Genomic DNA, 25,333 nt, shown 5'->3' on the forward strand with positions numbered 1-25,333 from the left:
TTTTCAATGTGCAGCACGGTTTTGTGCTGCACATTTTTTATACAAGGAGGTTTTCCATGACTACTACCCCCGGTGCGCTGATTGCGATGAGCGGCGGCGTGGACAGCACGGTTGCCGCTTACCTGATGAAAAAGGCGGGTTACCGCTGCATGGGCGCGACCATGCGGCTGTACCAGAATGAAGATTTGGGCCAGAGCGGCTTCCACACCTGCTGCTCAGCCCAGGATGTGGAGGACGCCGCCGATGTGGCATTCCAGCTGGACATTCCCTTCCAGGTCGTGAACTATACTGAGGAATTTCGCGAGAAGGTCATCGGCAAGTTCATTGCCACCTACGAGGCGGGCGGCACGCCGAACCCTTGCATCGACTGCAACCGCACGATGAAGTTTGACAAGATGCTGGACTTTGCGCGGGAGAACGGCCTGGATTACGTTGTGACCGGCCACTATGCCCGCATAGAGCAAGACCCTGACACCGGCCGCTGGCTGCTGAAAAAGGCCCTGTACGCCGACAAGGACCAGAGCTACGTTCTGTACGTGCTGACGCAGGATCAGCTGGCCCACACCAAGTTCCCGCTGGGCGGCATGGACAAGCCCTCCATCCGCAAAATTGCCGAGGAGCAGGGCTTTTGCAACGCCCGCAAGCATGACAGCCAGGATATCTGCTTTGTACCCGATGGCGATTACGTCGGCTTTATGGAGCGCTACACCGGCAAATATTACCCGGACGGCGATTTTATTGACAGGAACGGCAAGGTCGTGGGCCGCCACCACGGCGCGGTGCGCTACACCAACGGCCAGCGCAAGGGTCTGGGGCTGGCGCTGGGTGCACCGGTCTACGTCTGCGGCAAGGACATGGAGAAGAACACTGTCACCGTCGGCCCCGAGAGCGCACTGTTCACCACAACGCTGATCGCCGACGATTTCAACTGGATCTCGATTCCCGAGCTGACCGCGCCGATGCGGGTAAAGGCCAAGGCCCGCTACCGCCAGGTGGAGCAGCCTGCCACGGTCTACCCGCTGGACAACGGCCTGGTCAAGGTCGTCTTTGACGAACCCCAGCGCGCCATCACCCGCGGCCAGTCAGTGGTACTGTATGATGGGGATGTGGTCGTCGGCGGGGGGACGATTTTGTAAAGAGCGAGGCTTCCCCCAAAGGGGGAAGCTGTCAGCGGCCCCGACCGCTGACTGATGAGGGGCCTCCTCGCCGCCATGACCCGTTTATGGGTTGACGCCGCACATGCGCCCCTCATCCGGCCCTGCGGGGCCACCTTCCCCCAAAGGGGGAAGGCTTAGGAATTTATAAATTTCCCTTTTCCCTATTGACATATCGGTTTATCCGTATTATAATACAGACAAACCTACGGAAATTATAGGTTATTTAGTAAATTCAAAGGAGGTGCAAAGCATATGGCCCATGTATTCGGCAGTCTGCTGCGTCAGAATTTCCGCTGTGGCCGAATGCCTAACTCCCGGGTGGAAAACGTCCGGGCGCGTGGGCTTGCTTTGCATTGCCTGTAAAATTTCGCGCCGCACTGTATTTTCTGCCCGGGAGTTGTAACTGTACGACCCCCGGCTTTTCTTTTGCGTCAACAACTTAAAGAATAAAAACAGAAATGAGGATTTTATCATGAGCGAGCGTAAACTGCATTTTGAGACCCTTCAGCTGCACGTCGGCCAGGAGCAGGCTGACCCTGTCACCGATTCCCGCGCCGTGCCTATCTACCAGACCACTTCCTACGTTTTCCACAACGCCCAGCACGCCGCTGACCGTTTCGGCCTGCGCGATGCCGGCAACATCTACGGCCGCCTGACCAACACCACCGAGGATGTCTTTGAGAAACGCATTGCCGCTCTCGAGGGCGGCGTTGCTGCCCTGGCCGTTGCCTCCGGTGCAGCTGCCATCAACTACACCATCCAGGCGCTGGCCCAGAACGGCGGCCATATCGTCGCCCAAAAGACCATCTACGGCGGCACCTCCAATCTGTTGGAGCACACCCTGCCTGCCTTCGGCGTTGAGACGACCTTCGTCAACGCCCATGACCTGGCCGAGGTCGAAGGCGCTGTCAAGGAGAACACCCGCGCCATCTATCTGGAGACGCTGGGTAACCCCAACTCTGACATTCCCGACATCGACGCCATCGCCGAGATTGCCCACAAGCACAACATCCCGCTGGTCATAGACAACACCTTCGGCACTCCGTACCTGATCCGTCCGATCGAGCACGGCGCGGACATCGTTGTCCACTCTGCCACCAAGTTTATCGGCGGCCACGGCACCACGCTGGGCGGTGTCATCGTCGATTCCGGCAAGTTCGACTGGAAGGCCAGCGGCAAGTTCCCCGCGTTTGCTGACCCCAACCCCAGCTACCACGGCGTCAGCTTCGTGGATGCTGCCGGTCCCGCCGCGTTCGTGACCTATATCCGCGCTATCATCCTGCGTGACACCGGCGCCTGCATCAGCCCGTTCAACGCGTTCCTGCTGCTGCAGGGCACCGAGACGCTCTCCCTGCGCCTGGACCGCCACGTCGAGAACACCAAGAAGGTCGTGGAGTACCTGACCCATCACCCCAAGGTGGAGAAGGTCAACCACCCCAGCCTGCCTGACCACCCCGACCACGCCCTGTATGAGAAGTACTTCCACAACGGCGGTGCGTCCATCTTCACCTTCAACATCAAGGGCGGCCAGAAGGAAGCCTTTGAATTTATCGACCATCTGCAGATCTTCTCTCTGCTGGCCAACGTTGCCGACGTGAAGAGCCTGGTCATCCACCCGGCCACCACCACCCACGCCCAGCTTTCCCCCGAGGAGCTGGCTGACGTCGGCATCCAGGAGAACACGATCCGCCTGTCCATCGGCACCGAGCACGTCGATGATATCATCGCTGATCTTGATCAGGCCTTTGCCGCCGTGGAGTAATCCGGCAAAGCATTTTTAGAGGGTATATAGGGATTTGAATACGACCGCCGCCCATGGGATGCAAGCCCTGCGGGCGGCGGTTTTGTTTGCAATTTGCTTTGAAATATTGTATGCTTGTTATAAAAACCGCGAGGCAGAGTTGTAAGGGCCGCACATATGCGGCCCGTGACCTTGCCTTTACTGCGTACCTGCCTTACACGGCAGGGCCGGGTATACCCGGCCCCTACACCTCAACGAAGGAAAAAGCCATCATGCAGATTATTGAAATTACAGATTTGTCCATCCCCGAGCTTGCCCCTTACACCAAGCTGACCGAATCCCAGCTGCGCAACAGGCTGGAACCCGAAAAGGGTATTTTCATCGCCGAAAGCCCCAAGGTCATCGGTACGGCGTTGGATGCCGGGTGCGAGCCGCTCTCGTTTTTGATGGAGCGCCGCCAGATTGATGGCCCGGCTGCCGGGGTGCTGGCCCGCTGCCCGGATGCGACCGTCTACACCGCCGACCGCAGCGTGTTACAGGTGCTGACCGGCTATGTGCTGACCCGGGGCGTGCTGTGCGCCATGCGCCGCCCTGCGCCCCACACGGCCGAGGAGCTGTGCAGGAACGCCCACCGCGTCGCCGTTTTGGAAGGTATTGTGGACTCTACCAACATCGGCGCGATTTTCCGGGGCGCGGCAGCTCTGGGCATGGACGCTGTGCTGTTGTCGCCGTCCTGCTGCGACCCGCTGTGCCGCCGCGCCGTGCGTGTGAGCATGGGCACGGTGTTCCAGGTGCCGTGGGCCGTTTTAGGCGACAGCCCTGCGGACTGGCCCGAGGGCGGCATGGCCCGGCTGCACGCCATGGGCTTTAAGACCGCCGCTATGGCGCTGGACAACCGCGCTGTCAGCATCGACGACCCGGCGCTGCATGCCGAGGACAAACTCGCCATTGTATTGGGCACCGAGGGCGACGGCCTGGCCCACAACACGATTGCCCACTGCGACTACACCGTCATGATCCCGATGCAGCACGGAGTAGACTCGCTGAATGTGGCGGCCGCCGGAGCCGTGGCGTTTTGGGAGCTTAGGAAAAGATAATTCCCTAAGGCTTCCTCCAAGGGGGGGCCTTCTCATCGTCAAACTGCCTCAAAAATATGACGAAAGTTTTACGCCCTGTTGACCGAAACGTCAAGAGGGCGTGTTGTTTTTATGTTTCCAAAATGTTACAATATTTATACACGCGTGCGCAATGCGTGCAATAACGAAACGGAGGGGTTTCTCCCATGGGCTTCCTGAAAAAATTTACCAAGCAGGAGATCAGCTGGATGATGTACGACTGGGCCAACAGCGCCCACTCGGTCATCGTCGTGACCATCCTGCCCATCTTCTTTGACACAGTCGCGGGCTACACGGCGGACAGTGTTTCCAGTATGTCCACCTGGGGCTTTGCCACGAGCCTTGCCATGGCCATCGTCGCCCTCAGCGCACCGTTTTTGGGCGTGTTCGGCGATATCCGCGGAATGCGCAAAAAGCTGTTCCTTGTGTTCCTGCTGCTTGGCATCGCTTCGGTAGGGGGATTGGCCTTCACCCCATTTATGGACTTCACCGCCTCGCCCGAAGCTGCGGGCCGGGTCGCGGCGATGGTTCTGGTGCTCTACATCACAAGTACCATCGGCTTTGATGCGTCCTGCATCTACTACGATGCGTTTTTGACCGACGTCACGACCGAGGAGCGTATGGACTCCGTTTCCACCCTGGGTTACGGCCTCGGCTACATCGGCGGCTCGACGATTCCGCTGCTGATTTTCCTCATCATGAACGCCGTCGGCGTGCCGATGCTGACCTGCCTTGGCTTCATCTTCGGCCTGACCGCCGTGTGGTGGCTCGTGTTCAGCCTCCCGCTTTTGAAAAACTGCGAGCAGACCACCGGCAAGCCCTACGAGAAGGGCGCGGTCGGCGCAGGCATCAAGAGCGTGTTTACGACCCTGAAGGAGATCGGCGCGGATAAGCCGATGCTTGTCTACATTGTAGCGTACTTTTTCTACATCGACGGCGTTCACACCATCATCAGTATGTCCACAAGCTACGGCACCAACCTGGGGCTGGATTCCGCCGGTATGCTGCTGGCGCTGCTGCTGGTGCAGGTGCTGGGCCTGCCGTTCTGCCTTTTGTACATGAAGCTGGCGGAGAAATTCGGCGCGCGCACGATGGTGGGCGTGGGCATCTGCGTGTATATGTTTATCTGCGTGTTTGCGTTCTTTATGAACAGCCTGTGGCAGTTCTGGATGCTGGCCGTGCTGTGCGCCACCAGCCAGGGCGGCATCCAGGCGCTGTCCCGTTCGATGTTTGGCAAGCTGATTCCCGACAAGGACCGCAGCGGTGAATTTTTCGGCTTCTTTGATATTTTCGGTAAGTTCTCGTCCATCATGGGGCCTGCGCTGGTGGGGTTTGTCAGCGCCTTTGCCGCCAACAAAATGCTGGCTGACCAGGGCCTGACCGCCGCCACAGCCACCGCCGAGCAGATCGACGCCATCAACAAGGCTGCCGGCCCGTATGGTATTTTGTCCATCATCCTGATTATTATTGTCGGTGCTGTGCTGTATTTTGGCGTGCTGCCCAAGACGATGACGAATGATGAGAGGAAAATCTAAAAAAGATAAAAAATAAGAGATAAAAGATAATAAAATTGGTGGGATGCGTCGCTGATGCTCCGCAAATTTGACATTTTCCCCGCCCCGCGTTACAATATTTTCTACGCTCACCAACGAAAGGGGAATCCCGATGCCGGAAGGCTATACCCATGTGCGCACCGCCGCAAAAGCGGCGGTGGCGATCCATTACAAAATCCAGTGCCCGGCGGCGTTCGCGGCCGGTGCCAACGGCCCGGACAGCTTTTTTTGCTATGAGGTCTGGAAAAAACGCGCAAAACGCCACTATGACCTGCCGGGCCTCGGCAACCGTATGCACGAGGAAAAGACCGGCGCGTTCCTGCGCAGCCTGTGTGCCAACGTCAAGACTCGCCCCCAGGTGGAGTATGCGCTGGGCTTTTTGAGCCACTACGCCACCGACACCGTCGTGCATCCCTTCGTCTGCGCCATGTGCGAAAAAGGACAGCCCTACGGCAAAAAGGGCGGCCACGGCTACCTGGAGATTGCACTGGACTCCACCCTGCACGCTGAGGATACCGGCTCAAGCCTTGTGCCCGTCGAGGACGTCAGCCCCCTGCCCACCGGCGAGGAGCTGGCCGACATTACGGCGCTGCTGCACACCTGCCTGCTGGAAACCTACGGTGAAGATATCCCGGTGGAGTACCTGGCCGATGCGTTCTGGCACACCTACAAGCTGCGAGGCATCTTTCCCAGTAAGCACGGCGTGCGCCGGGCGTTCTTCTGGCTCGTGGAGCCGCTGTTCGGCGGGCGTGGATTCATCACCGGCCATGTATCGCCCCGGCAGCTGGACAAACACCTGCCCGACGAGTGGACTGACCCCTTCACCGGCGAGCACCACGACGACGGCCTGTTTGCGCTGCTACCCCGCGCGGTTTTGCGCAGCGAACAGTTTATGGGCGCGGCTTTGCTCTACTGGATGAAGAAGCTGACCCCCGCCGAATTTGCCGAAAAGATCGGCAGCATGAGCTATTTGCAGGGCATCCCCACCCCGGTGAGCGACCCTGACGCACAAAATACCACAACTGAAAAGGAGATTTCCGTATGATCCGTATCACCATGCAGAACGGCAAGACCATTGACATTGAGCTGGACCATAGCGCCGCCCCCATCACCTGCGAGAACTTTGAAAAGCTCGTCAAGGACGGTTTTTACAACGGCCTGACGTTCCACCGCGTTATTTCCGGCTTTATGATCCAGGGCGGCGACCCCCAGGGCACCGGCATGGGCGGCCCGGGCTGGCACATCAAGGGTGAGTTTTTGCAGAACGGCGTTGCCAACCCCATCAAGCACACCCGCGGCGTCATCAGCATGGCCCGCTCCATGGATCCAAACTCCGCCGGCAGCCAGTTCTTCATCATGCACCAGGACGCCCCGCACCTGGACGGCAGCTACGCTGCTTTCGGCCATGTGGTGAAGGGCATTGAGGTCGTCGATGAGATTGCCGCCGTCGCCACCGACTGGAACGACAAGCCCCGCACCCCGGTCGTGATGGAAAAGGTCGAGATCGTCTAATTTGCCACGCGGTAGCACCCGGATGTTCGCGCATCCGGGTGTTTTGTTTGGGCAATCGCGCGCCTTTAGAATAATAGTTGAAATCTTCCCAAAAATCGGTTATACTATTTTGTAATAAAGTTGAAATATGGGGCATTGTCCCCTTTGATAAAGGAGCACAAAATGGCACATACCGTTATGGTCACCGGTGCAGACGGCTTTATTGGCAGCCATCTGACTGAAGAACTCGTCAAGCGCGGCGAAAAGGTCCGCGCATTCTGCCTGTACAATTCCTTCGGCTCGCTGGGCTGGATCGACACGCTGCCGCCGGAGATCCGCAATGAAATTGATGTCTTTATGGGCGACGTGCGCGACCCCAACGGCGTGCGTACCGCCATGCGCGGGCAGGAGCGGGTGTTCCACCTGGCAGCGCTTATCGCTATCCCCTTCTCCTACCACAGCCCGGACAGCTATGTGGACACCAACATCAAGGGCACGCTGAACGTGCTGAACGCCGCCCGTGAGCTGGGCACCCAGCGCGTGCTTGTCACCTCCACCAGCGAGGTCTACGGCACGGCGCAGTATGTGCCCATCGACGAGAAGCACCCCTTCCAGGGCCAAAGCCCCTACTCCGCCACCAAAATTGGTGCGGACCGCCTGGCTGAGAGCTTCTACCGCAGCTTTGACCTGCCTGTCACCATCGTGCGCCCCTTCAACACCTATGGCCCGCGCCAGAGCGGCCGCGCCATCATCCCGACGATTATTACACAGCTGCTGGCAGGCCAGACTGAAATCAAACTCGGCAGCCTGACCCCCACCCGCGACTTCAACTATGTCAAGGACACGGCCAACGGCTTTATGACGATTGCCGACTGCGACGCCGCCATCGGCCAGGAGCTGAACATTGCCACCGGCATTGAGCATTCCATCGGTGATCTGGCCAACGAGCTGATTGCCCAGATCAACCCGAATGCAAAGATCGTCTGCGAGGCCGAGCGCCTGCGCCCCGAAAAGAGCGAAGTCAACCGCCTGCTGGGCGATTCCACCAAGCTGCGCGAGTTGACCGGCTGGGCACCGCAGTACACCTTTGAGCAGGGCCTGGCCGCCACCATCGAGTTCCTGCGCGGCAACCTGGATCAGTACAAGGTCGGCCAGTACATCCTGTAATGCAGGGGCCGGGTATGCCCGGCCTTCGACCTTGCCGCACCGGGCACTTTGCGGCGCGGCAAACAGCCGGGCGAGGTATGCCTCGCCCCTACCAAAATCTAAGTTTATGTCAAAAGTTTCCAAGAAAAAGTTACTTTCACCCACCGTGCAGCACCCCGCCGCCCGGTGGGCTTTCGTGTTGGTGCTGTGCGCCGCGCTGGGCATCGTTGCCAGCTACTACTGGCGCGTATTCTACGGGCTGGACGCCCGGGGCCTTGCGCCGCTGGCCGTCACCGGCTTTTGTGTGGGGCTCAGCATCCTGGCGGGCACAGCGGCGCTGCTTCTGCGCCGGGTCAAGGACTTTGCCAAACGGGGCGCCGCCTGCATTTTGCTGTGCGGCATACTGTTTGCCTTTGCAAATCCGCCGATGCAGACCCCCGATGAGACAGACCATTATCTGCGCACCTATGCGATTTCCATGGGGCACTTTGACTTTGACGCCGAGCGCGGCTACCCCGAGGACGTGAACGAGCTGGTCGCGGCGTTTCCCGGCGCATGGGTCAACGCCCATACCTCGGCCGGCGTCGGCACGGACCCCGATACCCACGCCGAGCAGGCCTACAACACGGCAGGCTATGCGCTGAAGCAATACGGCAAGGACGGCCGGGTCGAGAGCATCTGGGACAGCTTTACGCAGTATCACAACTGGGAAAGCCGCGATTCTGCGGCAGATTCCGTAACTGAGCCCATCAGCTTTTTGATTTTGCCGTTTTTGCCCGGGGCACTGGGCATGGCGCTGGCGCGGCTGCTGGGATTTGGTGCGCTGGGCTGCCTGTACGGCGGGCGACTGGCCAACCTGCTGGCCTACGCGGCGCTGTGCTATGCGGCGCTGCGCACTGCGCACAAGTGCAAGCCTGCTTTTTTGTGTATAATGCTGCTGCCAATGTCGCTCTACATGGGCGCATCGTTAAGTTATGACGCCACGCTGCTGGGCTGCTACTACGTCATGCTGGCGCTGCTGACCCGCGCCGAGTGGGACGACCGCACGGCGCTGTGGTATGCGCTGGCCTGCGTATTTGCCAACGGCACCAAGCCCTACATCAACCTGCTGTGGGTCGTGCTGCCCTTTGTGGTGCGCAGATCCGAGTGGAAGGTGCGGTTCAGCCGCGCCTTGTACGCCGTGCTGACAGCGGCGGGTGCGCTGGCACTGACCTTTGGCGTTGAGCAGTACGGCACACTTTTGCGCCACAATTACGGCGCGATTGCCCGGCAGGGCGGCACCACCGTGAACGGCGGTGCGCAGCTTTTGTTTGTGCTGAAGAATCCCTTGCGTTATATCGCGGTTTTGCTGGGTACACTGTATGAGAACGACGGTTTTATCGGCCAACTGGGCTTGTTCGGCTGGAAGGATATGCCGGTGGCATTTATCAGCCTGACCGCGCCGCTGGTGCTGCTGGCGGCGGCGCTGCTCTGCTCGCCGTCTGCTGATGCCCTGGGCCGCCGCCGCACCGGCTGGCTGTCGGCGTTCGGTCTCGTCTACGCCGTGGGCGCGATGACGGCCATGTATATTACCTACACCCCCGTGGGCATGGTGCGCATCGTCGGCCTGCAGACGCGGTATTTCCTGCCGGTGTGGCTGCTGGCGGTGCTGGCTGCTGCCGCGCTGGCCCGCCGTGCGCTTGCCCCGCGCTTGACCGCAGAAAAGGCCGCCGCCATCAGCGTCCGCCTGTGCGGGTGGTATGCGTTTGCAGGGGCAGTGCTCTTGTTCCAGCACTACTTTGTGGGGCCGGTGTATACGATTTATAAGTAAAGAAAAGGCTTCTCCCCTCGGGGGAGAAGCTGTCACCGAAGGTGACTGATGAGGGGCGGCGGTGCCTCTATAGCCCATGTAAGGGTTATCACGGGGACTTTGCCCCTCATCCGGCCTTCGGCCACCTTCCCCCAAGGGGGAAGGCATTCCACGAAAGGAGGCTCCCATGCTGCATCTTCTCTACGCCCTTGCGCTTTTGCTTTTGCTGTCCGGCGCTTGTGCGATACTGGGCGAAAAATCCAATCTTTCCCCCGCCCTGCTGCCGCTGCCGGTGTTGAGCGGCGCGGTGGTCGTGCTGTACCTCTGCGGTATCGCGGGCGTCCTGCGGGCCGGGGCGGTGCTGGTGTTGTTGGCACTGGCCGCCGTGTGGGTGCTGGGCCTTGTGCAGCTGCGCCCCGCCGGGGTGTTCAAGGCATGGCAGAGCGTCCTGTGCGCACCGGGCTTTGCGCTTTTTTTAGGCGGTGCTGCGTTTATCTGGGTGCTGTTCTGCGTACAGAAGCCCATGTTTACCCAATGGGACGAATTCACAGCCTGGGGCCTGGCCCCCAAGATGGTCGTGGAGCGCGGCGCGTTCTACGTGGCTGACCCGGTCAACCTGAAAGCCAGTTTCACCTACCCGGCCACGAGCCTGATTACGTTCTTGTTCCAGCCTTTCGGCCACTGGGCCGAGTGGGCCTGCCTGGCCGCCATCGACACGCTGGCGCTGGCCTGCCTGGCCGCTGCCGCCGCGCTGCCGCGCCTGAAATGGGCCGAGGGCATTCTGGTGTTTGCCTCCGGTTTTTTGCTGCCGTACTTCTTTTCGGCCACGGCTGCCGGCAGCTACGCCGTGCAGTATGTCAACGCGATGGCCGACCTGCCGCTGGCGATGCTTTTCGGCGGCACGCTCTGCCTCTATTTTGCAGTGGGGCGCCATAAACACGCCTATTGGCTGGTCGCGCTGCCGCTGGCCGTGCTGACCCTGACCAAAGACATCTGCTTTGCCTACGGCCTGATCGCGGCGTTTTTGATTGGCCTTGACCTGCTGTTTGCGGCGGATGCGCCCATCAAAAAAGCCTTCCCGAAAGCCCTGCTTCAGGCCGGTGCGCTGGCCGTTGTTGTGCTGGCGGCGTTTTTAAGCTGGGGCCGCTATACGGCAGCCGTCACCCCGACGGCGGACACCGCCGCCAGCGTCGGCAGTGAGGGGCTGAGCTACGGCGCGGTCCTCGTGGGCGGCGTCAAGCAGCTGCTGGGCATCGGCCGCACCGAAAAGTTTGCCCAGATCATGGCCGCCATGGGCAGCGCGTTCTTCACCCGGCGCATCTGCCTTTTGGGCGGCGGCGTCATTGCCGTGGCGGCTATCACGATGGTGGCCGCAGCCGCCTGGCTGGCCGCCGAGAAAGGCCCCGCCCGCCGCCGCGTGCTTGCGGCGCACCTGGGGTTTGCGTTCTGCTTTGCGGCGCTGTATCTGTTCCACTTGATTCTCTACAACTACAACTTTTCCGATATTGAGGGCCTGGCGCTGAAGGACTACGACCGCTACCTGGCCCCTTACTACCAGGCGTGGATGCTGGCAATGCTCTGCCTGTTGGCCCGCAGCGCAAAGGAGCGGCTGGGCCAGCTGGCGCTGGGCGGTGCGGCGGCGGTCATCATGGCCGTGTTCTGCTGGCGCGGCATCCCTGCGGCCGGGTTCTGGACCGGGGCCAACAGCCTGTATACCCTGCGCGCCGACGTGCAAAACCGCGCTGACACGATGAATGCCGTGCTCAACTGGCCCGACCGCGTGCTGGTCATCAGCCAGGGCGACGACGCCACGCGGTGGTACTACTACCGCTATGAGCTGACCGCCCAGGTCGTGAACGGCTTTGGCGGCTTCTATGGCCGCCTGGGCGAGACGCAGGACCGCTGGGACAGCGATTTTATGAACCTGGTGGAGAGCGAAAACTGGACGCTGTACGACTACAAGGCCGTCTGCGTGCCGGACACGCTGGTTGCCTACATGGCCGAGAAGGACTGCGATTATATCTTAATCGACCGCGCCGACGACTATTTGCAGTTGGAGTTCAGCCCCCTGTTTGAGGGCGGCCTGACCAACGATATGCCCGCGACGCTCTACCATTTTGAGGGCGCGGACGCCGACGTGCCGTTCACGCTGGCGGCTGTGGCAGAAAGCGGGGTGGCGTAAATGAAAAAACCGCTTTTTAAGGCACGGCAGCTGCTGGTGCTGGCTTATCTGCTGGCGGCTGTGTTCTGGGTGGTGCGGTGTCTCGTCGGCTGCGGCGTGATGCTGAACTACAAAATGCAGGGCAAAATGCCCCAGACCCATGTGGACGCCGCTGACCTTGTGACCGAGAGCTTTGCGCCCTACTCCTCCAACGAGTGGTGGACGCCGCCGGATGATGACCCGGCGTGGTATCTTTCCACCGACAGTGACCCGCACATTTACTGGCAGGGGCAGGGATACATCGAGACAGTGGTGCTGGACGCAGCGCACCGGCTGCCCCCGGGCGGCGTGGCGCTGTATTACCTGAAACCCGGCCAGACTGACTACACCGAGGCGCAGAAAGTCTACGCCACCGTGACCGCCCCCGGCGTGTATACGTTTGATCTGGGCGGCAGGTGGGTAACGGGGCTGCGTATCGACCCGGACAGTGTGGGCGGCGTGCCGACGCTGTTTACCGGCATTGAACTGAACCCTGCCCGGGCGTGGTACACCCGGTTTATCCCCACTGCCGGCTGGTGGCTGGTGCTGACGTTTGGGCCATGTATCGCCGCCGCTTTCGTTTCCCTTTTTATAAGGAAAAAATAAAGCACACCGTAGGGGCCGGGTATGCCCGGACCTCAGCCAAAAGGCAAAATCGCTTTTGCGGGAAAGCTGCGGGCCGCACATGTGCAGCCCCTACATCCCTGCACACTTGTAGGGGGGCGGCGTTCTCGACGCCTCTACCATCATCCCATATGAAGGAGTCTGTCCTATGGAACTGCTCTGCGTACTGGCTGCCGTGGCGGCGCTGTTTTGCGGCTGCACGGTACTTACGCTGAAATGCCGCGTCCCGGCGTCGGTGGCACCGCTGACGGCACTGTCCCTCATCGTGGCGGTGCTGACGCTGGCCGCCATGGCGGGGGTGCTCTACCCCATCACCTGGGCGGTGTATGCGCTCTGCCTGGCGGGCGGCGTGTGGGTGCTGGCCACCCGCAAAAACCACGCTGGAGCGGCGCAAAAGCTGTTCACCCCGGGCAGTGTGCTGTTCTGGGGCATGGCGCTGGCGTTCACCGTCTACTTTTTTGTGCGCCAGCCGATGGCCACCGATTTTGACGAGCTGAGCCTTTGGGCCACCGCGGTCAAAATCACGAAGGTCAACAACGACCTGTACGCCACGGCAGAATTGGGCACCCCCTGGGCCGCGACCCAGAACCCCGGCCTGCCGCTGCTGGCGTATTTCTTCCAGTTTTTGGGCGATTATGCAGATTGGAAAATTTACGTCGGTTATGACATTTTGTATTTTTCTGTATTTGCCGCCGTTGTCGGGGCTATCCCCCGCGAGAAATGGCGTGTGGCCGTGCCGATGGCCGCCGCGCTGTGGTGCGTGCCGTTCTTCTTCACGAACTACAACCACACTATCTACCTGACCACCACCTACATGACCAGCTACGGCGATGTACCCGCGGGCCTTGTGTTCGGCGGGGCCGTGGCCGCGTGGCTGGCGCTGCGCCAAACTTCGGCCCCCAAATGGGCCGTGCTGCCGATTCTGGCGCTGTCTGCCAACATCAAGGCCAATACGTTTGTATTGGCGCTGGTGGCAGCGGGTCTGGTGGCTGTGGACGAGTGGCTGTTTGCCGACGACGGCGATTTCAAGGCCGGTCTGCTCCCCCGCACCGGGTTCAGCCTGGCCTGTTTTGCCGCACCGATGGCAATTTACTATCTGTGGAATGTGCGCTATGTCGGCTGGCTCGTCAGCCGCAGCGCCAGTGATTCCGGCGTTGGCGAGACGAGCGCCCCGCTGTCTGCGGTCGTTGTCAACGGCATCAAAATTCTGCTGGGCCAGCCGGTCGAGGGCTTTTACGCCGAGCGCGAGGCCCAGTTCCGCACTGCGATGGCCGACATGGGCCACCAGTTCTGGACCAGCGACGGCAAGTTGAGCATGATCGGGCAGGGCCGCAATGTGGTCGCACTGATTGCCATCGTGTTTGTTGTGGCGATTCTGGCGGCAGCGTCGCGGCGGCTCAAGGCGCGTATCGCCGTCATCAGCGTGCTGTCCGGCGTCTGCTTTTTGGGCTACAACCTGATGCTGGCACTGAGTTACGGCTTTATTTTTGTGCCGTTCCAGGCCGAGCAGCTGGTTGACTACAACCGCTACATTTACAGCTATTACATCGGCTGGTTCATCCTTGCGCTGGGGTGTCTGTCGGTGGCGCTGCTGCCGCAGATCACAGTCAAGGGCGGGGCCGATGGCCCGACAGCGGTTTTTACTGCGACCCGCCGACAGCCGCACGCTGCCTTTGAGCTGTTTGTGCTGGTGCTGGCCTGCGGAATGCTGTTCCGCCAGAGCCAGCTGATTTTGCCGCAGCTGAGTGTGCTGGGCTTTGCGGACAGCGAGTTCACCGACCGCCGCGCCGAGCGCGCCGAGGCCGAGCTGGTGTGCAGCTACCTGGCCTCCGATGACCGCGTCTTTTATGTCGGGCAGGGCGACAACGGCGAGGGCTGGTTCAGCGCCGTGTTCGACTTCTACCCGATTTTGGTGGACTATTCCGGCACCGTGACCACGGACCCCGACACCGGCGAAACCAAGATGATCGGCGGCGGCGGCGAGCTGGGTCTGCCCGAATTGCAGCCCAGCGAGGGCGTAAAAAACACCTACTACCACGGTTTTACGGCAGAGGAGCTGGACGCCATCGTGCGCGGCAACGGCTGCACGGTGCTGTATATCCAGACGCTGGATGATATTTTTGTGCAAAGCTACGCCGACCTGTTCACCGACAAGCTGGCGGCGGCCCAGAGCGACGAGACACTGCTCTACCGCGTGACCGATGCGGGCTTTGCCCCAATGCAGATGGAGGTGAGCGCCCCGTGAAAGCGATGAAAAACTGGTTTGCGCGGCGCGGGGCACTGCCCATCACCGCGTACCTGCTGGCGCTGGCCGCCTGGCTGGTGCTGGGCGCGGCTCACTTTGGCAGCGATGCGCTGGCGAAAGCCCAGGGCCGCCTGGCCGAGGAAACGATGGCCGTGACCGACTGGCAGCTGGTGGGGCTGACCCAAAATGAGGACGGCACGCTGACCACCGTGGACGGCGACCCGCAGATGATTTTGGAAAATGTCGATGGCCGCGTGGTGCGCACCATCAGCTACACCACGCAATTTGACGGCGAAGCGCGGGAAATGTGCCTGTACTACACCACAAAGGTCGGCGAAGATTACTCTGCCGACCGCCGGGTGTTTCCCCAGAGCGTGGGCGAGGGGCGGTACATCTACACGCTGCCCCGCACCAGCCTGGCCGCGCTGCGGCTGGACCCATGCAGCCCCGAGGAAAACAAGACCGTAACGCTGGCGGTGCGTGATATCACCTTAAACGCCGCCGACACGCTGCCCGCCGTGTGGCAGTATTTTGTGCCGACGTGGTACCAGGCGTTTTGCCTGGTGCTCTACCCGGCCTTGGCAGCCGCCGCCGTGAGCATGATTTTTGCGGTACTCAAAAAAGAAAAATAATTACGGAATGAGCAGATGTTTCACTTCGGGTGGGGCATCTGCTTTTTTGGTGGGGTAGAGAATGCAGGGGCCGCACATATGCGGCCCGCAGCTTTCCGGCAAACGACCGTATGCCTCCCACGTGCGGGCCGGGTATGCCCGGTCCCTACAATCTTTTTGGCAAAGCCTTTCATTTTGCACCGTCTTTTTCGATAATTTTGCACGAATCTGTTGCTTTTGGCATTTGTGTTATATTATAATAGTTAATGTATGGGAGAATGTGCTTTTTCGGGCGTTTTCTCCGGTCTTATGTATAGGTAAAGGGACCATGAGCGAAAAAGAAAAGATCCTGATAGCGGACGATTCCGCAATGAACCGCGCTATCCTGACGGAGATGCTGGGCGACGGTTACGAAATCCTTGAAACCGAGAACGGCCGCCAGGCGGTGTCCATCATGCAGACCAACGTCGACATTGACCTGCTGCTGCTGGATATCATGATGCCCGAAATGGACGGCTTTGATGTGTTGGCCATGATGAATAAATATCACTGGATCGACGATATCCCGGTCATTATGATCTCGGCCGAGAACGCATCCAGCTATGTGGAGCGTACCTACGATCTGGGCGCGACTGACTACATCAGCCGCCCGTTTGATATGGCCATCGTGCGCCGCCGCGTCATCAACACCCTGATGCTCTATGCCAAGCAGAAGCGCCTGGTGCGGCTGGTGGCCGAGCAGGTCTACGAAAAAGAAAAAAGCAACTCGACGATGATCAACATTCTCAGCCATATCGTCGAGTTCCGCAACGGCGAGAGCGGCCTGCACGTGCTGCACATCCAGACGGCGACCGACATCCTGCTGCGCACGCTGGTCCGGAAAACCGACAAATACAATCTGAACGCCGCCGATATCTCGCTGATCAGCACGGCGTCGGCGCTGCACGACATCGGCAAGATCAACATCCCAGCGTCGATTCTGAACAAGCCCGGCAAACTGACGAAGGAAGAGTTTGACACGATGAAGACCCACACCACCACCGGTGCGGAAATTCTCGACAAGCTCCCCTTCCAGCAGGAGTCGCCGCTGGTCAAGACAGCCTACGCCATCTGCCGCTGGCATCACGAGCGCTGGGACGGCCGCGGCTACCCTGACGGCCTGAAGGGTGAGGATATTCCCATTGCCGCGCAGGTCGTGGCAATGGCCGACGTCTACGACGCCCTGACGAGCGAGCGCTGCTACAAAAAAGCCTTTGGCCATGACAAGGCCATGGAGATGATTTTGAACGGCGAGTGCGGGCAGTTCAACCCGCTGCTGCTGGAATGCCTGACGGATGCGGGTGCGCGGCTGCACGCCGAGCTGAGCCTGGCCTCCTCCGGCGGAAGCCGCCGCAACTACCTGGCCGAGGCACAGCATATCTCGGAGGTGCTGCTGCACGAGAAATCGCTGCCCGGGCAGGATCACATCCTGCGCACGCTGTCCGTGCTGCGCACCAAAGCGAATTTCTTTGCCGAAAACGCCCGCTGTGTGCAGTTTGATTACAGCGAGGTCACCGGCCTGGTGCGGTTCTCGCCCTGGGCGGTGGAGCATATGCAGGTGCCGGAAGAGCTGCATCTGCCGGACGAAGCCGATCAATCCGGCTTTGCCATCGCGGATATTGATCGTATCCGTACCGCGCTGCGGGCCACGACAGTGGACCGCCCCCACGCCGAGCTTTCGATGCTGCTGCCCATTGACGGCGAGCTGCGCTGGCATCATGTGTCGCTCTGCGCCCTGTGGAGCGATGAGATACCGCCCCTGTACATCGGCGCGGTTGGCCAGGCCAACCCCGTGTAACAAAGGGCAGCGCAACGCCTGTGTCACTGCGGAATTTACCGCTGAAGAATAAAAGTGAAAATGAGAAAGGCAGAAATGATATGACGTTACAGGAATTTTATGCCCGCGTCGGCGGCGATTACAATGCCACCCTGAGCCGTCTGCCCAGCGAGGCCCTTGTGAAGAAGTTTATCCTGAAATACCCCGGCGACCCCAGCTTTGCCCAGCTGAAGGACGCGCTGGCCGCCCAGGATTGGGAGCTGGCTTTCCGCGCCAGCCACACACTGAAGGGCGTGGCCCAGAACTTAGGGATGGACCGCCTGTACAAGGCTGCCGCGGCCCTGTGCGACGCCGTGCGCGGCCCCAAGCCGCTGGAAGATGAGAGCCTTTGGCCGCCCGTCCTTGCTGCCCACGAGGAAGTGCTGGCGGCAATCCGCGAACTGTAAAGCCCCCCTTGCAGGTCGGCCCTGCAGAATACTATGTGCGGCGTCTCTGCCGCTGCACAGGAAACCGGAGTGCCCCTGCCATGTATAATAAAAAGGAGAACCTCCCCACTCTGCGGCGCACGGTCTGCTGCCTGCTGCTTACCAGTATGCTGTTGGCAGCGATGACACGCCCCGGCGCACCCTGCGCGTAGGCTTTTACACCTACACGGGCTACCATGTCATGGACGAGGACGGCCACCGCAGCGGCTATTCCTACGAGGTACTGCAGCGCATTGCCCAGCATGAGAATGTACAGTTTGAGTATCTGGCTTACGACTGTGATGCCAACGAGGCCGCCGATATGCTGGAGCGCGGCGAGACTGACCTGCTGCCCACGCTGCGCAAGACCGACGAGCGCGCCGAGCGCTTCGACTTCTCCAACGAGCCGATCTCCAATGTAGCCACAATGCTGACCGTCAAGGCTGGCAACCGCAGCATCGTGGCGGGCAACTATGATACGTTTGACGGCATGGTCGTCGGTATGAGCCGCAGCGGCAACGGCCGCAACGAGAGTTTCAAGGCCTACGCTGAGAAAAACGGCTTTACCTACACGCCGGTCTATTTTGACACCGATGAGGAACTTTCCGCCGCACTGCGCAGCGGCACCATTACGGCGGCAGTCTCCAACCGGATGCGCCAGACCTCCAACGAATGGGTCATCGACACCTTTGACAATGAGGACGTCTACATTGCCGTGCGCAAAGGCGATGCTTCGACCCTGCGGCTTGTCAACGACGCGTTGATCCGTATGGACCGTGACGACCCCACCTGGCGCACGACCCTGTTTGACAAGTACAACAAGAACATCCACACCAGCAACAAGCTCTACCTGACCGCTGCTGAGGAAAACTACATCACGGCCCACAATGCAGCGGACAAGGAGTTCACCGTGCTGGCCAACCCGGACCGCTACCCCTACTCCTATCTGGACAAGGACGGCAAGCTGACCGGCATCATGGTAGACCTCTTTAAGCTCGTGGCGGGCCGCGCCCGGCTGCACTACAAGTTCTTGACACCGGCTGACCGCACCGAGTACAAGCAGATTCTCAGTGACCGCGCGGCGGATTTTGTCATTGATTTGACCAGCGATTTTTCCACCGCCGAGGATTGCGGCTACAAACTGACGGACAGCTACCTCTCGGCGGAGTTTTCCTGGGTGTTGCTGCGCAGCCACGACGGCGACCTGCGCAGGGTGGCCGTGGCCTACAACTTCAACACCGGCGCGCTGGAGCTGCCCGGCCTGGACGACTGCGCCACCGTCGAGTACATGGACTCCTTCGATGACTGCCTGGCGGCGCTGCACAGCGGCGAAATTGACGCCTACTACACGTACACCTACCAGGCCGAGCGGACCGTCTTTGACGACAAAAAGAACGAGCTGCGGTCGATGCTCAGCGACGAGCGGCGCAGTTTTTGCATCGGTGTCAACCGCGATTACGACGTGCTGCTGCGCAGTGTGCTGAACAAGAGCGTAAACAGCCTGACCCGCGCCGAGGTCGTCTCCATCACCAACAAATATATCAACCTGGGCACGCAGAAATTCTCGCTGGTGCGCTTGGCGTACCAGTATCCGCCGGTCATTGTGCTGACCTACCTGTGCGTTGTCGCCGCGATCGTCTGCATCAGGCTGGTGCTGCGCAGCCGCCGTTTCCGCGCCGAGGCCGAGAAGGCCCTGCACAAGGCCGAGGAAGCCAGTGCTGCCAAGACGGAATTTTTGTCGAATATGTCCCACGATATCCGCACACCCATCAACGGCATTATGGGTATGCTGGACATTGCCGAGGAAAATTTTGACGATAAAGCACGTGTCAAGGACTGCATAGCCAAGATGCGCGGCGCGGCGTCCCACCTGCTCTCGCTGGTGAACGACGTGCTGGATATGTCCAAAATCGAATCCGGCAGTATGCAGATGCTCAACACCCCGTTTGATTTGCGGGTACTGCTGGATTCCTGCTGCGGCATTCTGGAAGGGCAGATCACCGAGCGAAACATGACGTTCACGAAGCAGATCGGCCCGTTCTGGCATCCCTACCTGGTGGGCAGTGAGCTGCACATCCGCCAGGTGCTCATCAACATTCTGTCCAACGCCGTCAAGTACACGCCCGACGGCGGCGAGATCAACTTCCGCGCCAGGGAGACGCTGTTTGAGGAAGGCCTTGTCCACCTGCGCATGGAGATCAAGGACAACGGCATCGGCATGAGCGAGGAGTTCATGCAGCACATCTTTGAGCCGTTCACCCAGGAACAGCGCACGAGCCGCACGACCTACAAGGGCACCGGCCTGGGCATGGCTATCACGAAAAAACTCGTTGACCAGATGCATGGCTCGCTGGATGTGGAGAGTGAACCTTGGAAGGGCTCGACCTTTATTTTACGGCTGTCGCTGCCGGTGGGCGAGCGCCCCGCCAACGCCCCTGACCCGATGGAGGAAAAGCGTGCGCCTGATTTGAAGGGCCTGCACCTGCTGCTGGCCGAGGACAATGAGCTGAACGCTGAGATCGCCGTGACGCTGTTGGAGGAACAGGGCGCGAAGATCACCGCTGTGACCAACGGCAAGGAGGCGCTGGAGGCCATCCAGAACGCCGCGCCCCGCACCTACGACGCGATTCTGATGGACGTGATGATGCCTGAGATGAACGGTTTGGAAGCTACCCGCTGCATCCGCGCGTTTGAGGGCAAAGGCCCCGACGAGGGCACGCCTATCATTGCCATGACGGCCAACGTCTTTGCCGACGATGTAAAGGCCTGCTTGGATGCGGGCATGAACAGCCACGTAGGTAAGCCGCTGGACATGAAGATCCTGATGGCCGAAATTTTGAAGTACACGAACCGCACCCGCTCGATTTGCTGAAGAATCTAAAGTAAAACCCGCTTTTTTCAAATTAGATTAAGAAAATGTGCCCGCCATATTGCAAAAACTATTTTTTCGGATGTATAATAGGAAGGATAGTTTTTGTGGTATGGCGGGTGCTTTTGTGTGCCCCCGAACATGGAGGGTGAATTATGGCAACGAAGTATATTTTTGTGACCGGCGGCGTTGTGTCGGGCTTAGGCAAGGGCATCACAGCGGCCAGCCTGGGCCGTCTGCTCAAGACCCGCGGGCTGAAGGTGGCCAGCCAGAAGCTGGATCCCTACATCAATGTGGACCCCGGCACGATGAGCCCCTTGCAGCACGGCGAGGTGTTCGTGACGGACGACGGCACCGAGACCGACCTGGACTTGGGCCATTATGAGCGTTTTATCGATGAAAACCTGAACAAATACTCCAACCTGACCACCGGCAAAGTCTACTGGAACGTCCTGAACAAGGAGCGGCAGGGCGCCTACCTGGGCCAGACCGTGCAGATCATCCCCCACATCACCAACGAGATCAAGAGCTACATTTATAACCTGGCCAAGAGCACCGAGGCCGATGTCGTTATCACCGAGATCGGCGGTACCACCGGCGATATCGAGAGCCAGCCCTTCCTGGAGGCCATCCGCCAGGTCGGCCTGGAGCAGGGCCCCGAGAACTGCTGCTACATCCATGTCGTGCTGGTACCCTACATTTCCGGCTCCGACGAGTACAAATCCAAACCGGCACAGCATTCCTGCAAGGAGCTGCAGGGCATGGGCATCGCGCCGAACATCATCGTCCTGCGCGCCGACGGCCCTGTGGGCAACGACATCAAGCGCAAGATCAGTATGTTCTGCAACGTGCGCCCCGACTGCGTCATTGAGAACCTGACGATGCCGAGCCTGTACGAGTGCCCCCTGATGCTGGAAACCGCCGGCCTGACCAACGTAGTGGCACGTCAGCTGCACCTGCAGACCCCGCCCACCGACCTGACCGAGTGGAAAGAGCTTATCAGCCGCATTGCGACCCGCAGCAAAACCTGCACCATCGCGCTGGTGGGCAAGTATGTCAAGCTGCACGACGCCTACCTGAGCGTCATGGAGAGCCTGTACCATGCGGGCTTTGAGAATGAGAGCAAGGTCAACATCAAGTGGGTGGACAGTGAGCACCTGGTAGATCAGAACTGCTGCGCCGAGGAACTGAGCGACGCCGACGGTATCATCGTACCGGGCGGCTTCGGCGACCGCGGCATTGAGGGCATGATCCAGGCTGCCCAGTACGCGCGGGAGAACCATGTTCCCTACTTTGGCATCTGCCTGGGTATGCAGATCATGGTCATGGAGTACGCCCGCAATGTGCTGGGCTACGCCGACGCCAATTCCAGCGAGTTTACGCCCGAGGGCCATCATAACGTCATTGACCTGATGCCGGATCAGCAGGGTGTCGAGACGAAGGGCGGCACGATGCGCCTGGGCAAGTACCCCTGCACCATCACCCCGGGCACCAGGATGGCCGAGTGCTACGGCACGCTGAACATCGACGAGCGCCATCGCCACCGCTATGAGTTCAACAACGAGTTCCGCGCCGAGTTTGAGGAAAAGGGCCTGGTCATTGCAGGCACCAGCCCGGACGGCCGCCTGGTCGAGGCTGTCGAGATTCCGGGCCGTGACTTCCACCTGGGTGCCCAGTTCCACCCCGAGTTCAAGAGCCGCCCGAACCGCGCCCACCCGCTGTTCAAGGGCTTCATCGCCGCCGCGCTGAAGTACCAGAGCGAGCACACCCCAACCGACCATCCCATGTCGCTGGGGGAATAAAATTGTAATAATAGAGCCTTCCCCCGAGGGGGAAGGCTTTTTGCTGCCCATCAATTTACAACTCTTTCACATTTTCCCCGCAATATCCCCTGCCTTCGATTCGTACTGTTATATAGAGCAGGCTCACACGAAAAAACCGCCAATATCCTGTCAAAAAACCGCATATTTCTTGTGCGGATTTTCGCTTGTTTTATGCGCCCCTGGCGGCGTATAATGGTACATCATCGAAAGGGTGTAAATCTATGCGTAACTGGTGTTCGCGCCATCCGGTCTGGTTCATGGCGCTCTATGCTTTGTTTTACTTAACGTTTTTCTCGCTGCTGGAACACACCGTCCTGACGCCGGACCTGTGGGTCCACTGCCGGTTGGACGATGTGATTCCTTTCTGCAAATATGCCATTGTACCGTATCTTTTGTGGTTCCCGTGGATTCCGTTCACGCTGTTCTACCTGCTGTACAAGGCCCCGCGGGAGGATTTCTGGCGGCTGTGCGTGCCGCTCTTCACCGGCATGACGATGGCGCTTTTGTTCTACGTCATCGTGCCCAACGGCCTGGCGCTGCGCCCGCATTTTGTGCCGGGCAACGACATTTTCGCGCAGCTGGTGCGGATGATCTACCGCAGCGACACGCCGATGAACGTCTGTCCGTCCATCCATGTCTTCAACTCGGTCACGCTGATGCTGGCCTACTACCGCAGTGCGGTTTTTGACGCCCCGCGCCGCCGCTGGATGCGCCCCGCCGCCATGGTGCTGTGTATGTCCATCACGCTTTCCACGATGCTGCTCAAACAGCACAGCGTTATTGACGTGGTGTTCGGCCTGCTGCTGGCCTTGGCGCTGGACTATGGTGCCACGGTCTTGCAGAGCGAGGACGTCGGGCACAGGCGTCTGCCGGAGAGGTTATAAAAAACAAAAGCCTCCCTTGTTAAAGGGAGGTGCCGAGCGTAAGCGAGGTGGAGGGATTCCTGCGGCGGCACGGCAAGCGTGCACACTCCCGCAAGGTCGCAGCAATCCCCCAGTCCGCTCACGCGGACAGCCCCCTTTAACAAGGGGGCCTTTTTATTTACAGCGCATACACCAATATTCCCACAAGGATCATCGCCAGCGCAATGATTTTCTTGGGGTTCATCTTCTCATGGAAGATCGTCACACCGAAGATCGTGACGTAGATATACCCGGTCGCTTCCAGCACCGGGCCGACGTTCAGCGGCACACCCTTGTAGGCCAGCATCGTCAGCAGCGTGCAGCCCACAAACAGGCCGTAACCCAGAATCACACGCCAGTCGGTGTACTCAGCCAGGACGGACTTGTGCTCCCGCAGGGCGGCCTTTTTCAAAAGCACCTGTGAGACCGAGGATAAAAACGTGCTGCACAGATACAGCAGCACGTAGGGCAGCTGTGCCTGGTTCATTGGCCGCCCTCCCCTTCGTTATCGGCACGCACAAACAGCACGATGCCGCAGATAATAATGACCGCGCCGATGACCTGCCGCGGCGTGACGGCCTCGCCAAAGACGGCCAGGCCCAGCAGGATCCCCCACACGACGGTGACGGCCTTGTTGGCGTAGGCGGTCGTCAGCGGCAGATGCTTGATGACCTGCTGCCAGCCCACCGCATAGGCGACCAGCGCCAGCAGCATCAGGCCGTACAGCACGATGAACGCCGCGCTCAAAAACGGCTGCTGCACGGCCAGCTTGCTGCACACGCTGCTGCCCGCATAGATACCCAAAATAATATGCAGCAGCAAGAACCACTTTGCCTGCTTCATGCGTTGTCCCCCTCATGCCGGATGACCTCGCGCTCGACGTACTGGGGGGCGGCGTTGGCACACATATAGATGCGGCCGACGTACTCACCCATGATGCCCAGCACGACCAGAATCATGCCGCCCAGCAGCAGCAGCAGCGCCGTGGTGGACGCCCAGCCGATGGGTGCGCCTGTGCTGGTGAAGTGGCTGACGATAATATAGATCAGATACAAAAAGCCTGCCGCCGCAAACAGTGTGCCAAAGTAGGTGGCAATGCGCAGCGGCTTGACGGAAAACGACGTAAAGCCGTTCATCCAGAGATTCAGCAGTTTGCTTAAGGTATAACCGCTGCGGCCTTCCTCGCGGGCGCGGTGGTGTACCGGCACGTTGCAGATATGCTTGGTGGAGCGCAGCACCAGCCCGATGACATAGGGGTAGCAGTGCTCATAGCGCAGCATCTCGTCCACCACAAAACGGCGGGCGGCAAAGTAGCTGTTGACCACCAGCTCCGGCGGCTTGCCCAGCATGATCTCGGTCATTTTGCTGTTGACCCAGCTGCCAAAGTTGCGCCAGCCCGCCTGGCGTTTGCTGTCATAGCTGGCGTAGACGACGTCGTAGCCCGCGTCAATTTTTTCCAGCAGCTTGCCCACCTCGTCGGCAGGGGTCTGGCCGTCGTCGTCCAGGCAGACGACGATATCACCGCTGCACTTGTGGAAGCCCGCCATCAACGCGGCATGCTGGCCGAAGTTTTTCGCCAGATCCACGCCCAGCACATGGGGGTCCGCCGCCACCAGGCTGCGGATGGTGCCAATGGTATTATCAGGCGAGCAGTCATTGACGAGGATGACCTCGTAGTCATACTGGGGCATCGTCTGCATTGTGGTGGCAATTTCCGCCACCACGCCGCCCACCGTATGCTGGGAGCGGTAGCAGGGAATCACATAAGAAATTTTCTGCATAGCTGT

General features: G+C 59.9%; 20 protein-coding genes. 17 read left to right on the plus strand and 3 right to left on the minus strand.

Translation table 11 applies throughout. The features are described 5' to 3' along the window. Positions 1–56: 56 nt before the first annotated feature. The 17 genes from mnmA (at position 57) to ACZO0A_RS06545 (ending at position 23,528) form a co-directional block, all read left to right on the plus strand. Positions 57–1,136 carry a tRNA 2-thiouridine(34) synthase MnmA gene (gene mnmA, locus ACZO0A_RS06465; RefSeq protein WP_252261391.1) on the plus strand — a complete coding sequence of 360 codons (1,080 nt, stop codon included), beginning with the start codon at positions 57–59 and terminating at the stop codon, positions 1,134–1,136. A gap of 493 nt (positions 1,137–1,629) precedes the next feature. Then, the gene (locus ACZO0A_RS06470; RefSeq protein ID WP_302376002.1) at positions 1,630–2,919 is read left to right on the plus strand and encodes an O-acetylhomoserine aminocarboxypropyltransferase/cysteine synthase family protein; all 1,290 of its coding nucleotides are present in this window, start codon (positions 1,630–1,632) and stop codon (positions 2,917–2,919) included. 248 nt (positions 2,920–3,167) lie between these two features. Further along, on the plus strand, positions 3,168–3,995 hold the full coding sequence (locus ACZO0A_RS06475) for a TrmH family RNA methyltransferase (RefSeq protein WP_291209424.1): 828 nt from the start codon (positions 3,168–3,170) through the stop codon (positions 3,993–3,995). Positions 3,996–4,180: 185 nt separating this feature from the next. After that, the gene (locus tag ACZO0A_RS06480; RefSeq protein ID WP_291209402.1) at positions 4,181–5,548 is read left to right on the plus strand and encodes an MFS transporter; all 1,368 of its coding nucleotides are present in this window, start codon (positions 4,181–4,183) and stop codon (positions 5,546–5,548) included. 130 nt (positions 5,549–5,678) lie between these two features. Next, positions 5,679–6,611, plus strand: a complete 933-nt coding sequence (locus ACZO0A_RS06485; protein ID WP_302376003.1) for a zinc dependent phospholipase C family protein — start codon at positions 5,679–5,681, stop codon at positions 6,609–6,611. After that, complete coding sequence (locus tag ACZO0A_RS06490; protein ID WP_215690902.1) at positions 6,608–7,078, plus strand: peptidylprolyl isomerase; 471 nt, start codon at positions 6,608–6,610, stop codon at positions 7,076–7,078. Before ACZO0A_RS06485 ends, ACZO0A_RS06490 begins: the two co-directional genes overlap by 4 nt. 162 nt (positions 7,079–7,240) lie before the next feature. Beyond that, positions 7,241–8,224, plus strand: a complete 984-nt coding sequence (locus ACZO0A_RS06495) for an NAD-dependent 4,6-dehydratase LegB (protein WP_215690901.1) — start codon at positions 7,241–7,243, stop codon at positions 8,222–8,224. Between the two features lie 106 nt (positions 8,225–8,330). Further along, positions 8,331–10,013 (plus strand): DUF2142 domain-containing protein, encoded by a 1,683-nt coding sequence (locus ACZO0A_RS06500; RefSeq protein WP_302376004.1) that lies wholly within the window; start codon positions 8,331–8,333, stop codon positions 10,011–10,013. A gap of 166 nt (positions 10,014–10,179) precedes the next feature. Continuing rightward, positions 10,180–12,174: a hypothetical protein gene (locus ACZO0A_RS06505; RefSeq protein ID WP_302376005.1), complete on the plus strand. Its 1,995-nt coding sequence runs from the start codon at positions 10,180–10,182 to the stop codon at positions 12,172–12,174. Beyond that, positions 12,175–12,798: a hypothetical protein gene (locus ACZO0A_RS06510; protein WP_291230664.1), complete on the plus strand. Its 624-nt coding sequence runs from the start codon at positions 12,175–12,177 to the stop codon at positions 12,796–12,798. Between the two features lie 166 nt (positions 12,799–12,964). Further along, positions 12,965–15,061 carry a hypothetical protein gene (locus ACZO0A_RS06515; RefSeq protein WP_302376006.1) on the plus strand — a complete coding sequence of 699 codons (2,097 nt, stop codon included), beginning with the start codon at positions 12,965–12,967 and terminating at the stop codon, positions 15,059–15,061. Next, positions 15,058–15,693 carry a hypothetical protein gene (locus ACZO0A_RS06520; protein WP_302376007.1) on the plus strand — a complete coding sequence of 212 codons (636 nt, stop codon included), beginning with the start codon at positions 15,058–15,060 and terminating at the stop codon, positions 15,691–15,693. The genes ACZO0A_RS06515 and ACZO0A_RS06520 overlap by 4 nt, the downstream gene beginning before the upstream one ends. Positions 15,694–16,000: 307 nt before the next feature. Continuing rightward, the gene (locus ACZO0A_RS06525; RefSeq protein WP_486846164.1) at positions 16,001–17,509 is read left to right on the plus strand and encodes an HD domain-containing phosphohydrolase; all 1,509 of its coding nucleotides are present in this window, start codon (positions 16,001–16,003) and stop codon (positions 17,507–17,509) included. An 80-nt stretch (positions 17,510–17,589) separates the two neighbouring features. Next, positions 17,590–17,934 carry an Hpt domain-containing protein gene (locus tag ACZO0A_RS06530; protein WP_215690873.1) on the plus strand — a complete coding sequence of 115 codons (345 nt, stop codon included), beginning with the start codon at positions 17,590–17,592 and terminating at the stop codon, positions 17,932–17,934. 220 nt (positions 17,935–18,154) lie between these two features. Next, entirely contained in the window at positions 18,155–20,824 is a 2,670-nt protein-coding gene (locus ACZO0A_RS06535; protein ID WP_302376009.1) for an ATP-binding protein, read from the plus strand. A gap of 152 nt (positions 20,825–20,976) precedes the next feature. Continuing rightward, complete coding sequence (pyrG, locus tag ACZO0A_RS06540; protein WP_302149728.1) at positions 20,977–22,623, plus strand: CTP synthase; 1,647 nt, start codon at positions 20,977–20,979, stop codon at positions 22,621–22,623. A gap of 242 nt (positions 22,624–22,865) precedes the next feature. Next, complete coding sequence (locus ACZO0A_RS06545; protein ID WP_252261387.1) at positions 22,866–23,528, plus strand: phosphatase PAP2 family protein; 663 nt, start codon at positions 22,866–22,868, stop codon at positions 23,526–23,528. 157 nt (positions 23,529–23,685) lie between these two features. Here ACZO0A_RS06545 and ACZO0A_RS06550 read toward each other — a convergent pair whose 3' ends face one another. The 3 genes from ACZO0A_RS06550 to ACZO0A_RS06560 are packed head-to-tail and all read right to left on the minus strand — an operon-like array spanning position 23,686 to position 25,327. Then, entirely contained in the window at positions 23,686–24,033 is a 348-nt protein-coding gene (locus ACZO0A_RS06550; RefSeq protein WP_215690864.1) for an EamA family transporter, read from the minus strand. Then, positions 24,030–24,389, minus strand: a complete 360-nt coding sequence (locus tag ACZO0A_RS06555) for a DMT family transporter (RefSeq protein ID WP_302376010.1) — start codon at positions 24,387–24,389, stop codon at positions 24,030–24,032. Before ACZO0A_RS06555 ends, ACZO0A_RS06550 begins: the two co-directional genes overlap by 4 nt. Continuing rightward, positions 24,386–25,327 (minus strand): glycosyltransferase family 2 protein, encoded by a 942-nt coding sequence (locus ACZO0A_RS06560; protein WP_302376011.1) that lies wholly within the window; start codon positions 25,325–25,327, stop codon positions 24,386–24,388. Before ACZO0A_RS06560 ends, ACZO0A_RS06555 begins: the two co-directional genes overlap by 4 nt. Positions 25,328–25,333: the final 6 nt, after the last annotated feature.

This window comes from Gemmiger sp. (assembly GCF_057431175.1).